Below are 13,090 nucleotides of genomic sequence, written 5' to 3'. Positions count from 1 at the left end.
AAGCAATGGATCGTCTTTTTTCAGTATCACAATTTATGCGGCTTAAACTTTGACCGCATTCGAAACTCGCGTGTAGTTATCGATGACCATCTGCTGATATATCTGCCATTTGCTCTCGATGTCCTCCACCAGCTTGAACTGAGTGCGGCAGCGGTCGAGGTTCTGCTCAGGGTAGCGTATCTTAAAATAGGTGTCGCCATTGATATAATCGGTGAGGAAACGAACACCGCATTCGAGCATCATCAGCTTGGCGCTCCAGGTCATAAGCTCGATTTCTTTGTCTATCATGATGCTGCCGGCAGTTTCGAGAAATCCGCGGGTGTAAGCTTCGGCCAGTTTTAGGTCAAGGCGGACTAGCGAGAGATCCTTTTCGTCTTCTTCGGCTGTTGAGGCACCGAAGCGGATAGCGTCGCCGTAATCAAAAAGGGACGTTCCGGGCATGACGGTATCAAGATCGATCACGCATACTGCTTTTTTTGTAATATGATCCATCATGACATTGTTGAGCTTGGTATCATTATGCGTTACGCGCAACGGCAGCGAACCGTTTTCGAGCCCGTCCATAAGAACTGCTGCCGATGATGCGCGGTCGAGGGCGAATTCCAGTTCTTTGACCACATGTGATACTCGCATATATTTATCATTGTCGAGGGCGTGGCGTAGCTGTTCGTAGCGGCGTCTTGTATCGTGGAATCCAGGAATGGTTTCGTGCAGTAAGTCGGCTTTGAAACCATCGAGCAGAAGCTGAAATCTGCCGAAACCGCGGGCGGAGTTGTAGAATATTTCAGGATCATGTGCTGATTGATAGCAGATAGAGTCCTCGATAAAAATGTAGCTTCGCCAGTAGTTTCCTTGCGCATCGAGATAATAGTCCATACCACCATGGGTCGGGATCAGTGTCAGCGATTCGCGATCGGGATCTCCGCCGGCACTGCGCACGGATTCTCTGACATAATCCGATACGAGCTTGATGTTGCGCACTAATTTTACTGGTTCGGCAAAAACATCTTTGTTGATGCGCTGGAGAATATATCTTCTGCTGGCCGATCCCTGGGTGCAGGTCACCGCATAGGTATCATTTATGTGTCCAAGTCCATGTAGCTCGTAGTTTGTCGGCACGCCCACATAGGCAAAAGCCGAGATGGCTTGTTCGATCGTTCTGTTATCCATATAACTTTACTCCTCTGATGATTATCTGCGGATACTCTCTATTAACCCTTGATCGCTCCTCCGGTTACACCGGCGATAATCTTGTCAGACAAGAACAAATAGAGGACAAAAGTCGGCGCGAATACTATGATAACAGCGGCAAACATACCACCATAATCATTCGTGTATTGCATGCCTTTTACCATGTTGTAGAGTCCTACAGCGATCGGCCGCACCTTCTGCTTAGAGGCGAAGAGCATCGACATAAAGAACTCATTCCAGATGGTGATAAAATTGAAAATCGTGACCGTGATGATGCCAGGCTGTGCCAGCGGCAGCATTATTTTCCAGAAGGTACCCATCGGACTACAGCCGTCGATAGCAGCGGCTTCCTCGAAGGTAAATGAGAGATTTTTGAAGAAAGATAAGAGGAAGAAAATGGTAAAAGGCACATTCATCGCGATGTAGAGGAATATTATGAGTCCACGGGTGTTAGTCAGGTTCATGCTGGTTATAATAGAGAATAGTGGCATTACAATCATGATTACCGGAATGCCAAGTGCCGACGCAAACATATTCTGCAGAAACATATTGCCGCGAAAGCGGATGCGTGAGAGCACATAGGCGGCAGGAGCAGATACAAAGATGATCAGGCTGCAGGATATGGCTGTATATATCAAAGAGTTCATGAAGAAGACACTGACCTTTTGACTCTTCCATGCGTTTGCATAATTGCCCCAGTTGAAGCCCGATTCGAATTTGAAGAGCCGGCCGGTTGTTATTTCGGATGTGGTCGAAAGCGAGGCCAATATGACCCAGCCGACGAGTACAATTGTGAATATGACCCAGGCTGCACATAAAATGTATCCGGGGATCAGAGCACTTTCACGTTTGAGATTGAACTTGTTTTTATTAATTGTTTTAAGTTGTTTAGCCACCTAATCCCCTCCTATAGCTCGGCATCATCGTTCTTGACGATTAAATTGGTTGCTCCGAATACGATAACAACAGCAGCGGCCATCATGACACCTATAGCAGCACCAATACCGGAATTGCGTACGGATTGAGCCGCATTGGATGAACCAAACACGAGCTCATACATATAATTCAGAGGCATTACGGTCTGATAGGATAGGTTGACGGGGTCAAACACTTGTCCCCAGATGAAGAAGCCAACACTTGTAACTGTCCACATAACGATATTCGTGCGGATGGTGCCACGCAGAAGCGGCAGTGTGATTCTGAAAAATTTCTGAAAAACATTGGCACCTTCGATCATAGCGGCTTCGTAGAAATCATTGCCGATCCGCTCAATGCCACTCATGAAGATCAGCATGTGGTAGCCCACCATACCGAAGCTGTAAGCAAGTAGCATGCTCCAGAATTTATAAGTCGGGTCGGTCCACATCACAGGATCACCGCCGAAGAAAGTAACAATGCTGTTAAGAAGTCCGAAATCCTCTTTGCGCAGTGCATAGTAGAGCCACATGGTACCCATGGCCACAGCGGAAACAAGATTCGGTAGATAGATGATACTTCGGAACATGTTCTTGCCACGTACGCCGCTTGTTAGTATAACCGCATATATTAAAGCCAGCAGCATAACAGCCAGTCCTCCGACCAACCATAATCGTCCGAGATTCATCATCGCGGCACGGAACATCGAATCGGCAAAAGCCCTGGTATAATTACCAATCCCGTTAAATTTCCAGGTCGATACGGGATCTGTCACACCCTCAACCACATTAAGACTCATGACGAGTGTTCGGACAACCGGATACAGGAAAACTGTCGCGAATAGTAACACGGCAGGTGTCAGAAACACGAAGATCATAGACAAATTATTCCTGCGCAGAGGGTTGCCACCGGTTTTCTGCTTGCATTTCATCTTAACTTGCTCCTCTCAAAAGGGCGGCTGCTTCCGATGCCGCCGCCCTGCTGCACTAACAATTCTTATACTAGTATAATATCAACCTAGCTGTGTTTTGGAAAAAGCATCAGCAAACTGCTGAGCATCCATTGAACCATTAATCATCTTAGAGAGATTTTCTTTGATCGAAGCGTTGACATTGGCTTCGTTTTCCATGCCAACTGCCCAGTTAAGGCGCTTAGTTGTATTATCTATAGCAGCTTTGGCCTCGGCCAGAGCCTCCGGCCAGGTTGCTTCATTGGCCATCGGTACACCCAGTGTCTGGTCAGCAAGCTTCTGATCCCATTCACCACTGGTCAGCCATTCGATCAGGGCAAAAGCCGCGTTCGGATATTCCGTTTCCTTGTTGATAGCAAAGCACTGTGCGCCGAAGTTGTTGGCCTCTGCACCATCGCCAGCTTCTGCGATCTGCGGCAGAGCAAACGAGCCCCAACGGAAGCCCTCCGGTGTCTGGTTCTTGATCTCGTTTGGCAGCCAGGTGCCATTCATGTACATTGCTACAGTGCCATCTGCGATATTGCCCTGACCTGCCGGCCATACATTGGCAGCAGCGCGAGGATCAATGAATCCCTTAGCAACCATCTCTTCTATAACCTCAGCGGTTTTAAGAACAGCTTCATTTGAGAAATCACCTGCAGCAATAGCTTCCGCTGCTTCCTCACCGGCAACACGGTTAACCATGTAGCCGAAAAAGGATGCCATGTAAGCGTCGTCTACTGTAAGAGGTATATAATCAGAGTCAACCAGCTTCTGGCAAGCGGTCATGAACTCATCCCAGCTTGTCGGAACAGCGCTGATGCCAGCCTTGTCAAAAGCATCCTTGTTGTACATCATCAGGAAAGCTGATGGCTGATAAGGCACTGACTTAAGAGAACCATCACCCAAGTCTTTTGCCAGATTGATAAGTGTGGCGTTTTGACTTCCGTTCAAATAGGAAGCATCATACATTTTCTGTATATCGAGCAAATACTTGCCCCATGTAATATTGACACGCTCGACATCCTCGTCGAAGATATCGATCGTTTCACCAGTATCAAGTGCTGGCTGAAGTGTCTTACGAGTATCGCGGCCACCAGCCCAGTTGATTTCAACCTCAACACCTGTTTCATCGGTAAAAGCCTCGATTGCTTCAGCAAGAACGATCCCTTGAGGTTCTGTCTCAGCCCACATTGGCCAGTAGACAAGCTTCGCTCCGTCCTCGATGGCACCTGAATCATTCGTAGTGGCATCTGTGTCGCCTGCCTTCTCTGTCGTTCCGGTTGTAGTGGTCTGTTCACCACCACAGCCCGCAAACAGAGCCACGGCCATAACCAAGACCAGAATAATGGAAATTGCTCTTCTCATTTCAATAGTCCTCCTCGTGCTTATCTTTTCTCGGATTTTTATTAGAAGCTCTCCTTAAGAACTTGGCATAAGTATATATGACATTTGTCATCGCGTATTTATACAATTATTTAATGAATTTGCACAATTCTTCTGATAGAAGAAACTAATATAGTATGCATTTTGCGAGGACAATTCGTATATAATATAGTCTGCATAAGCCTAAACCGCCTCATTTTACTGCCAAAGCGGCTGGCTGTAAAGGCCGCGTTCTGTCATAGCTTTCAAAGCCGCGACTACTGCAGGTTTATCTTCCTTATATGTGATGCCAAACCATTTCTCCTGAGTAGTAAATACCCTTAAGCGCTTCGACCCTTCAGCAATCCTCTCATTAAGCAAAGCATTAAGATAGAACTCGGCTTTTGCTGGGTTGGCAGGAAGCTCTATGCGCAAAAACTCCTCGAAACGCTTGCCCAGATCTTCAAACAAATCCGGCTTAAAACCCCAGAAATTCATCGAAACCGGCTGCTCAGGACTCATCTCGATCGACACGGTACTTTCTGTCATGTTCTCCGTAGTAGCATTCTTTGCGGAGCGACCCGGCACCTGTTCGATACTATATATTATGTAATCGGTTTGCACAATCTGCGTTTTTTCTTCGATGTTCTCGAGATAGCCCTGCTCAGAAACCTGGCAAACACCGCGCGAAACTGAACCGTGTTCGGAAATCGTGTTCGCCAGCTGATAAGCAACCATGGCATAATCGTCAGCAGATGAAGCGCTGCCGGACTCACTCAGAAATTTGTGCATGAAGAAAAATGGTTCAATGCCATAATAATCGTCAGCGTTGACCACAGCAAAAGGCCCGTCGATCGCACTGGCTGCTGTTAAGATCGCATGTCCAGTTCCATAAGGTTTTCTGCGCTCTGCAGGAGCCTCGAAGCCCTCAGGCAGCATATCAAGTTCCTGAAAAACATAGTCTATGCGGACATGTTCGGCCAGCTTATTGCCAACCACGAGCCTGAACTCAGCCTCAATCGACTTGTTAATAATGAATACAACCCTCTCGAAGCCTGCGCGACAAGCATCATGGACAGTGAAATCGATAATGTGCTCGCCATGCTCCGTAACCGGCTCAAGCTGCTTCAGCCCTCCAAATCTGCTGCCCATCCCGGCAGCCATAACCACAAGCGTCGGTGAATTGTTCATACTAATACTCCCCTTCTGCGTTTTCTCTATCATAAGACTAAGAAGCAGAAAAGTATTTGAACTATCTTTTCAATTATTTGCATGATTCTTTTGTTTCGCAGCTCGAGAGCTCGACTTTTGCCAGTTTATCTGAGTGCCCTCTCATAATCAGTTGGTGTCAGACCATATTTATTCTTGAATTGGCGCGAGAAGTAGTGAACCGAGTTGAAGCCCAGAAGCTCGGAGATTTCAGTAAAGTTGTGCTTGCCATCCTTGATCATCTGGCGGCTGCGCTCGAGCTTATGATGATTGACGAATTCGATGAGGGTCATGCCCTTGCGTTTCTTGAACATGACGGATAAGTACGATGAACTGACGTTGACGGCCGCGGCTATGTCGGCAACGGTGATTCGGTTGCAGATATTGCTTAGTATGAACTCGCCGGCGGCGTCGGCTACATGATTCTCGATGTTCAAACGTAGCTGACTATCGAGCGAGACCTCTGAATAGTTGAGCCGATCGGCTCGAATCATGGTAATAATGAGTTCTTTTAGATAGCAGAGGATGAGGTCCTCCGAGAAGAACAGGCTGTGCTCGCGTTCATAGAGGACTTTGTCAAGCAGATTTGCCTGTTCGCGCGAAATCTGGAAAACCTTATTCTGTATGGTCTCCGGATTCTGTATGTCCATGTCAAAAGTCACAGTTACGAAGCTTACGGCGACATCATGCTCGGCCATTTGCGAATGGTGCTGACCCGGTCCATAGAAAATCACATCACCTTTTTTCAGACTATAAGTGATGCCATCGATGTTGGTAATCATGCTTTCTTTGTCAATATAAGTCAGCTCCCAAAAAGAATGAACTTCGCCTTTGAAATAGAAGCCCGGATCCTTCTCCTGATAGAAAAGAGTATTTATTCCTTTTAATTCTATCGCCGGCAAAAGACGTAGGTTTTCGCGATACAGTAATGCTGCGTCATCGATCGGACTCAACTCTCTCAGCTGAGCTCCTGCACCATGGCAAACCGAGACCCTGCAGGTTCCGAACATCGCGTAGATACACAGGCATACGTTCTCGTATATCTCGGCTCGCTTATCGAGCAAAAACATTTGAGAATCGAGCATTTCTTCCGATTTGGAGACTATAAGAACTGCCTGTCCTTCGATAATGTCGAGCAGCAGCGAACCGCCAACCACTTTGTAGATCATATTGTTTGATTCGGCAAAGCTTAATATCCCAGAATATAGGTCGTTATCGGCGGGCATGACGGCTGCGGGCGTAGTAGGAGTGGGCGCAGCGGCGATCCCGGGCGTGGCGAGGGGTACGGGCATAATATCAACAGGCGGCCGAACCGCGGTAAGCAATTCAACCGCGCTAATATCGGCCTCCTTAAAAACCCTTCCATAATGTCCAAAAGACAGTGCATTCAAGTTTTCAATCATGACCGCAATTCCCCATCAACTACTTAAATTAAATGATTCACTATTATGATACCAGAAAAATGTCGTATTACCCAGATCCCACATCTGCTAAAAATACTCGATATGCCAAACGCCACCCGGAAGGCTGACGCTTATGTAGATCGCTTTCTCAGGCATTACCGGTTGCTGTTTCCGAAAACTCTGCAAATTATTATTTGCTTCCATGTAATCCCCCACAGTTTCGATATCAATGACTATTTTATCTCCATTATTTAGTCCATCGAAAGTAAATGTAATTATTATATAGCAATGATATAATTTAAATAACTAAAAATACTGGCAACAGTCATTTTGCAAGGGTAATACTATATAGTATGTTGAAGGTCTTGATTTTAATCGGCTTAGATTTAGGCAGATAGAGCAATTAATTATGGGACGACCGTCCTATAATCCATGCCTTAAATTGAAGAGCAAACTCAATTCTTGTCATAATTAACAAAGAGTTTTCGATGCAACATGAAAGTCGGGGGAATGATTGTGTTAAAAGTATATATTTGTGATGATGATCAAGAAACTATTAACCAATACGGAAAAACACTTAAAACAATAGCCCAAAAAAATAATATTGAGATTACAATTTCTTCTTTTAATAGTGGAGAAGCTTTGCTTTTTAACCTTTCCAATTCTACAGATTACGCAGATATAATATATCTGGATGTACTCATGGGAAAGCTAAACGGAATTAGCACAGGAAAAAAACTCAGGGAACTAGGTTGTGAATCAGAAATTATTTATTTTACTACAACTAAAGATTATGTTTTCGATGCTTATGATATTTCACCAATCAACTATTTACTAAAAGATACAACTTCTTTGGCAAGGTTTGAAGAAGTTTTTCTCCGTGTCGTTGCTTTGGCTAAGAAAAAAGCAACAGATATGTTTGTTTGTAAATCCGGCAATGTACAAAAACTAATTCCAATAAACGAAATAGCATATTTTGAAATTTGGAAAAGGATTGTAAAAGTTCATTACAATGGTAGTGAAACTTTCAGTTTTTATTCAACAATGAAACAATTAGACGGCCAACTCTTACACAAGGATTTTGTTCGAATCCATCGATCTTATATTGTAAGTTTAAACTATATAGTAAGTTTTGGGCAAAATAGTGTCAGTTTAAAAACGGGCATAGAAATTCCAATTGGTATAACATATATTAATCAACTAAAACAGCAGTTTAAAGAATATATCCATCGTGCTAGTATTCATGATTTTAACGAATAGAGGAAGCGAATATGCATTTTTTAGGGCTTATTTCCCTTGTTTTTTATAGTATCTTTGTGCTTTTATATTTTAAAACAATATTTACACTTAAAACAAATCATTGGTTTATCTATATATTTGCAATTTCTATTAATGTTTTCGTTTCTATAATGTACTACTTTTTTTGGGAAAATCAATTTGGTGTTTATCTCATGATGGGTTCTATGATTACTTCATTTTTTTTGATTTTCAAAGGTAATCGTATTCAAAATCTTTATGCAGGTAGCATATATATGTTCTCATTATATAGCAGTCGCGGAATTGTAATGTCTATATATTCAATTTTTTTGAATATAAGTATAAAAGATGTTATAGAAAATGATAATTACTATGATGTAATTTTTTTGTTCTCTGTGTCTCTTTCAATACTGTTTTATATTTTCATTAATAAGACAATACTATCAAATAGCAAAGCTAAAAACTTAGTTAATAACAGGTCTCAACTTAGATTTGTAGTGATTTATCTAATTTTCCAGTTAATATTTCTTACACTCATAAATGACGGGCGATATCATGATGATATAAATCAATATTGGCTCTCTTCCTTGTATCTAGGATCTTGTATTATAAGTAAAATTTGGTTAATGTTTGTCTTTAGCCATACATCAAAAGTATCCGAATTGCTTGAGTACGAATTACATAACTATAAATTACAAGAACAACTTTCTCGCCAAGTTCGACATTATCAATCGTACAAAAAATTCACGGAAAATTATAGAATATTTCGGCATGAGCATGAAAAATTTATGATTTCTGTAAAAAACTTATTGCGTAATCAAGAGTATAAAAAAGCTTCACAAGTATTGGATAGTATTCACGATACTATCCAAAAAGAAGTACTTAATCACAAAAATTATTCTGATAATATATTGTTAGATGCTATTTTTCAGGACGCAGCAAATGTTTGCGAAGAAAAAAACATTTGCTTTTCAGCACATGTTCACATGCCAAAAATAATTGCCATGACCGATTTAAAAATCATCCATATTTTTTCTAATCTAGTAGATAATGCAATCGATGCTTGTGATAAATTGTTTGGTCAAGAACGTTTTATTGAAATCAAAAGCAGTGGTATTAGCGAGTGGATAGTTGTTGAATTTTCCAACTCTTTTGATGGCAAATTAATAATTAAAAATGGCGATTTAGAAAGCACCAAAGAAAATAGAGATTATCATGGTTTTGGCTTGCGAATTGTGAAAGATACAGTTGAATCTTTAGGCGGATTGCTATTCATAGAACCGGATCAGGTGAATAGAATTTTTAAAATCAAACTTTGTTTTCCTAGAGCTTCTTCAGAACCACAAATGGACACTTAGAAATTTAATGATTTTCACCATCTATGTCCATAGCAAAATTATCAATAGATAAATTGCTTAATAAAAAACTTATGATATTAGACAGACTATAAAAGGCATTATGCTTTTTCTTGAGACTATTTTTATTAGTCTCAATGACGAGGATTTTCAGATAATTTTTTTATTGCAAACATTATTTCTTTTGTAACATCTGCTTGTATTTGATTAGTTGAAAGATCAAAACTTGTTATGATCTCGTCTATGTGTGAAGCTACATATTGGGGAGGAAGATTGTTCAATACCAATGCTCGCAAATCAGCACAACATTGTTTGCAAGTACACATTTTTGATAATTTTATAATTTGTGAAAGTTTACAATCGACTATTTGTTCCATCAAGTTTGCTGAAAGATTTTTTTTAATCATAGAAAAACATCCTCTCTATGGCTTTAAAATGTTTTTTACTTGTTATCCGCGAAAACTTAATATTTATATATAGCTTATAAAATATCTGAAGAAACACAGTTTTTGCCGTTTGTTTTGCTTTGGTACATTAAAGAATCAGCACGGTCAATTAATGATTTTATCGTATCAATTGTTTTAACCAAAGTCACACCTAAAGATGCAGTTACAGAAAGATTATTACCCTTATATGTAATTTCAGTATTAGATATCAATACTTTGACTTTTTCTGCAATTAGCACAGCATCTTGATCATTTTCAATTTCATATATACCGATAAATTCCTCACCGCCCCAACGTCCGAAAATATCATTTTTTCTTATGCTAAGAAGAATGGATTTAGAAATATTTTGGAGTACTTTATCTCCTGTTTTATGACCGTATAAATTATTGAATACACTAAAATCATCTATATCTAAGAATATAATGCAAAATTTTTTTTGGAATTTTATCATTTCATGGAAAGTATATTCAAGATAACTTTCTATTTTCCTTCGGTTTGCAAGTTGAGTAAGTTCATCAATCATTGCTAAATCTGATAATTTTTCAACAAAATCATCTTCATATACAATTGTGGACTTAGGGGTGAATATTTCCACTGCACCTACTATAGTGGATCCTTCTTTTATAGGAAATATGTTTACTAAAATAGGTATGCGATGTCCATTTTTATGCCGTAATAAAACATTGTCTTTTCTTTGTTTACCATCAACGAGAGTTCTATACAGTGGGCAACTTAAGAGACATAAAGGATGACCTTCACAATCAATATGATTTAACAAATTATCTTGACACAATTTACCCAAAATGTCTTTTTTTCTATACCCTGTAATTTTTTCTGCAGCTTTGTTCCAAAATGTAATGCGTCTTTCTTGATCAACGAAATATATGCCATCGTATAAATTTTCAATAATTTCTAAATAGAGTTCACTGGACATCGTGTAAGATTCCTCCTAAATTGCTTGCATAATATTCTATATATATTTTTGTTTAATTTTAATAATAAACAAATACTAATTGCATGCCTGACCCTGATGAACAAGTATAAGATAAGAAAACTAATTTAAAACTAAATATGTCCTCAATTTATTGTTTTTTGTTCCTAATGATTTGAAAAGCTACAGTAAACCAGACAGATATCGATAATACTGTTCCTCATATAGATTTTTATGATGTCTCTGTGCTACCTATTATGTTATGCTGATGTGGGAAAACCCAAATTTCAAAGCTAAAATAGAGGATATCTTGGGAGAAAACGTACCTGAGGTAATTTTGAATCAGTGATATGAAAAGACGTTTTAGCAAGATAAAAGCAGGTGATTTCGTGATTTTTATATTTGATAAAGGCTCGTGGCATAAAGCTAATTTAGTCAATGTGAACTCGAATAAACTGTTTATTTGCATGATGGATATCGAAAGTATTATGCATCTAGACAGCACTTTAAATTTGGATAAAACTATTATCCTTAAATGCCTTCAGCGAAAGGCTTTTACTTTTGACCATCACGATTCTATTGACTATATTGGTGTTTTATTTTTGGATAAAGATAACATCAATGAATCAAGTGATAAGGTTTGCATTTGTGCTGGAAATAATCTGCTTGTTTTTATTCATGATAATGCCGATAGAATTAATTCAACAATCAGCGAATTCATAACAGTGCCAACTTATATGAAGACAAGCATCAGCAACCTGTTTATTACTTTTGTTGAGAAAACTATTGTCGGACATATAGAGCAACATGAGTTAATTGAGGATGAGATAGCCTTTTTGGAAAACGCTTTCTTAACGGAAAGAAAAAATATTGGTCCGGACAGAATTCTTGTCTTACAAAAAAAACTTTTGATATTTAAGCGTTTTTACGAACAACTGCAGCATATTTCAGATGATATACAAGAGTCCAAGTATAGACTGATTGATGAGGATAATACGAAGCTGTTTACTTTATTCACCCGTCGTATTGAGAGACTATTAAAAAATATATTGGTTCTTCGAGAATATGTTACCCAGGTTCGAGAATCATATGAAGCAGAAACTGATATAAGTCTAAATAGAATAATGCGGTTATTCACGGTAGTAACTGTGATTTTTTTGCCATTGACACTCATTGTGGGGTGGTATGGTATGAATTTGCAGATGCCTGAGTATAGTTGGATTTGGAGTTATCCATTAGTCATTATTATCAGCATTATAATATTCGTATTGACAATCGTTTTTTTCAAAAAGAATAGGTGGTTTTAGTCAAAAAGCGAGAAATCATTGAACCTGCATAGATATGAAGACATAAGAGCCAAAGGACTCTACAGAAAAAATAGTTCCAGCAAGCAAAAAAAGATTTTTGCCAAAGTAATTTGTCCGTTTCCCTGCATAATATCTCTGTGAGCATATATAAGTATTATTAATACAGCCTAGGGGCAATGGGAGGGCCAAAATTAGATCTTGTACTTTTTACTATCACTTGCGCAGAATCTTTTCCATCGCCTTGCCCCTTGCCAGCTCATCAATAAGCTTATCCAGGTATCGAATCTCCTGCATGAGTGGCTCTTCTATCTCTTCTACTCGAATACCACAAATCACACCTTTTATCAGTTTGCGTGAATCATTTAGTTTGGGCGCCTGCCCGAAAAACACTTCAAAACTGATCTGACTTGTAAGTATGGTTTCAAGCTCTTCCTGGCTATATCCTGTCAGCCAACGGATTATTTGATCAACCTCAGCTTTTGTACGGTCTTTCTTTTCAGCTTTTGCAACATAATATGGATATACACTGGCGAAGCTCATGTTATATATTTTGTGCTCATTCATAATCATTCATCCTCTCTCATGTTAGGAAATTAGATTGCTATTCTGAATATTCAATACGTCTATTGTATTACAGAAACATATATTTTGAAGTCACATATGTTTTCAGTATGGTAAAAAAGGAAAACACTAAATGATATTTTTTGATTACAATGATATTTTTTGATTACAATGATATTTTTTGATTACAATAATATTGT

General features: G+C 39.7%; 12 protein-coding genes. 3 read left to right on the top strand and 9 right to left on the bottom strand.

All coding sequences use genetic code 11. The features are described from left to right. Window positions 1-42: 42 nt before the first annotated feature. The 6 genes from AC0KSB_RS15195 to AC0KSB_RS15170 all read right to left on the bottom strand — a co-directional run bounded on the left by AC0KSB_RS15195 (window position 43) and on the right by AC0KSB_RS15170 (window position 7,032). A complete protein-coding gene (locus AC0KSB_RS15195; RefSeq protein WP_472310671.1) occupies window positions 43-1,170 on the bottom strand; it encodes a phosphotransferase enzyme family protein in 1,128 nt (375 codons plus the stop codon). 41 nt (window positions 1,171-1,211) lie between these two features. Next, entirely contained in the window at window positions 1,212-2,087 is an 876-nt protein-coding gene (locus tag AC0KSB_RS15190) for a carbohydrate ABC transporter permease (RefSeq protein WP_472310669.1), read from the bottom strand. 11 nt (window positions 2,088-2,098) lie between these two features. Continuing rightward, window positions 2,099-3,037 carry a carbohydrate ABC transporter permease gene (locus AC0KSB_RS15185; RefSeq protein WP_472310667.1) on the bottom strand — a complete coding sequence of 313 codons (939 nt, stop codon included), beginning with the start codon at window positions 3,035-3,037 and terminating at the stop codon, window positions 2,099-2,101. An 81-nt stretch (window positions 3,038-3,118) separates the two neighbouring features. Next, window positions 3,119-4,423 (bottom strand): ABC transporter substrate-binding protein, encoded by a 1,305-nt coding sequence (locus AC0KSB_RS15180; protein ID WP_472310665.1) that lies wholly within the window; start codon window positions 4,421-4,423, stop codon window positions 3,119-3,121. Between the two features lie 216 nt (window positions 4,424-4,639). Next, complete coding sequence (locus AC0KSB_RS15175; protein ID WP_472310664.1) at window positions 4,640-5,611, bottom strand: nucleotidyltransferase family protein; 972 nt, start codon at window positions 5,609-5,611, stop codon at window positions 4,640-4,642. A 125-nt stretch (window positions 5,612-5,736) separates the two neighbouring features. Continuing rightward, window positions 5,737-7,032, bottom strand: a complete 1,296-nt coding sequence (locus tag AC0KSB_RS15170) for an AraC family transcriptional regulator (protein ID WP_472310662.1) — start codon at window positions 7,030-7,032, stop codon at window positions 5,737-5,739. A gap of 516 nt (window positions 7,033-7,548) precedes the next feature. Between AC0KSB_RS15170 and AC0KSB_RS15165 the strand changes: the two genes are divergently transcribed. Further along, complete coding sequence (locus tag AC0KSB_RS15165; RefSeq protein ID WP_472310660.1) at window positions 7,549-8,292, top strand: LytR/AlgR family response regulator transcription factor; 744 nt, start codon at window positions 7,549-7,551, stop codon at window positions 8,290-8,292. An 11-nt stretch (window positions 8,293-8,303) separates the two neighbouring features. After that, window positions 8,304-9,647: a sensor histidine kinase gene (locus tag AC0KSB_RS15160; protein ID WP_472310658.1), complete on the top strand. Its 1,344-nt coding sequence runs from the start codon at window positions 8,304-8,306 to the stop codon at window positions 9,645-9,647. Window positions 9,648-9,778: 131 nt separating this feature from the next. Here AC0KSB_RS15160 and AC0KSB_RS15155 read toward each other — a convergent pair whose 3' ends face one another. Beyond that, a complete protein-coding gene (locus AC0KSB_RS15155; RefSeq protein WP_472310656.1) occupies window positions 9,779-10,051 on the bottom strand; it encodes a late competence development ComFB family protein in 273 nt (90 codons plus the stop codon). Between the two features lie 74 nt (window positions 10,052-10,125). After that, entirely contained in the window at window positions 10,126-11,025 is a 900-nt protein-coding gene (locus tag AC0KSB_RS15150; RefSeq protein ID WP_472310654.1) for a GGDEF domain-containing protein, read from the bottom strand. Window positions 11,026-11,411: 386 nt separating this feature from the next. Between AC0KSB_RS15150 and AC0KSB_RS15145 the strand changes: the two genes are divergently transcribed. Continuing rightward, window positions 11,412-12,329, top strand: coding sequence for a CorA family divalent cation transporter (locus AC0KSB_RS15145; RefSeq protein WP_472310652.1), 918 nt, complete (start codon window positions 11,412-11,414; stop codon window positions 12,327-12,329). 213 nt (window positions 12,330-12,542) lie between these two features. On the opposite strand, the gene AC0KSB_RS15140 is transcribed toward AC0KSB_RS15145, so the two are convergent. Next, window positions 12,543-12,893, bottom strand: a complete 351-nt coding sequence (locus tag AC0KSB_RS15140; RefSeq protein ID WP_472310650.1) for a DUF2200 domain-containing protein — start codon at window positions 12,891-12,893, stop codon at window positions 12,543-12,545. Between the last annotated feature and the right edge of the window lie 197 nt (window positions 12,894-13,090).

The sequence above is a fragment of the Ercella succinigenes genome (genome assembly GCF_900002895.1).
Note: the sequence above shows the minus strand (reverse complement) of the source record. Positions and strands in the feature narration are given on the sequence as shown.

Bases quoted from the DNA above. Each gene is read 5' to 3' on its own strand.
- AC0KSB_RS15180 (WP_472310665.1), bottom strand. From the start codon at position 4,423: ATGAGAAGAGCAATTTCCATTATTCTGGTCTTGGTTATGGCCGTGGCT.
- AC0KSB_RS15160 (WP_472310658.1), top strand. From the start codon at position 8,304: ATGCATTTTTTAGGGCTTATTTCCCTTGTTTTTTATAGTATCTTTGTG.
- AC0KSB_RS15175 (WP_472310664.1), bottom strand. From the start codon at position 5,611: ATGAACAATTCACCGACGCTTGTGGTTATGGCTGCCGGGATGGGCAGC.
- AC0KSB_RS15140 (WP_472310650.1), bottom strand. From the start codon at position 12,893: ATGAATGAGCACAAAATATATAACATGAGCTTCGCCAGTGTATATCCA.
- AC0KSB_RS15170 (WP_472310662.1), bottom strand. From the start codon at position 7,032: ATGATTGAAAACTTGAATGCACTGTCTTTTGGACATTATGGAAGGGTT.
- AC0KSB_RS15150 (WP_472310654.1), bottom strand. From the start codon at position 11,025: ATGTCCAGTGAACTCTATTTAGAAATTATTGAAAATTTATACGATGGC.
- AC0KSB_RS15185 (WP_472310667.1), bottom strand. From the start codon at position 3,037: ATGAAATGCAAGCAGAAAACCGGTGGCAACCCTCTGCGCAGGAATAAT.
- AC0KSB_RS15155 (WP_472310656.1), bottom strand. From the start codon at position 10,051: ATGATTAAAAAAAATCTTTCAGCAAACTTGATGGAACAAATAGTCGAT.
- AC0KSB_RS15195 (WP_472310671.1), bottom strand. From the start codon at position 1,170: ATGGATAACAGAACGATCGAACAAGCCATCTCGGCTTTTGCCTATGTG.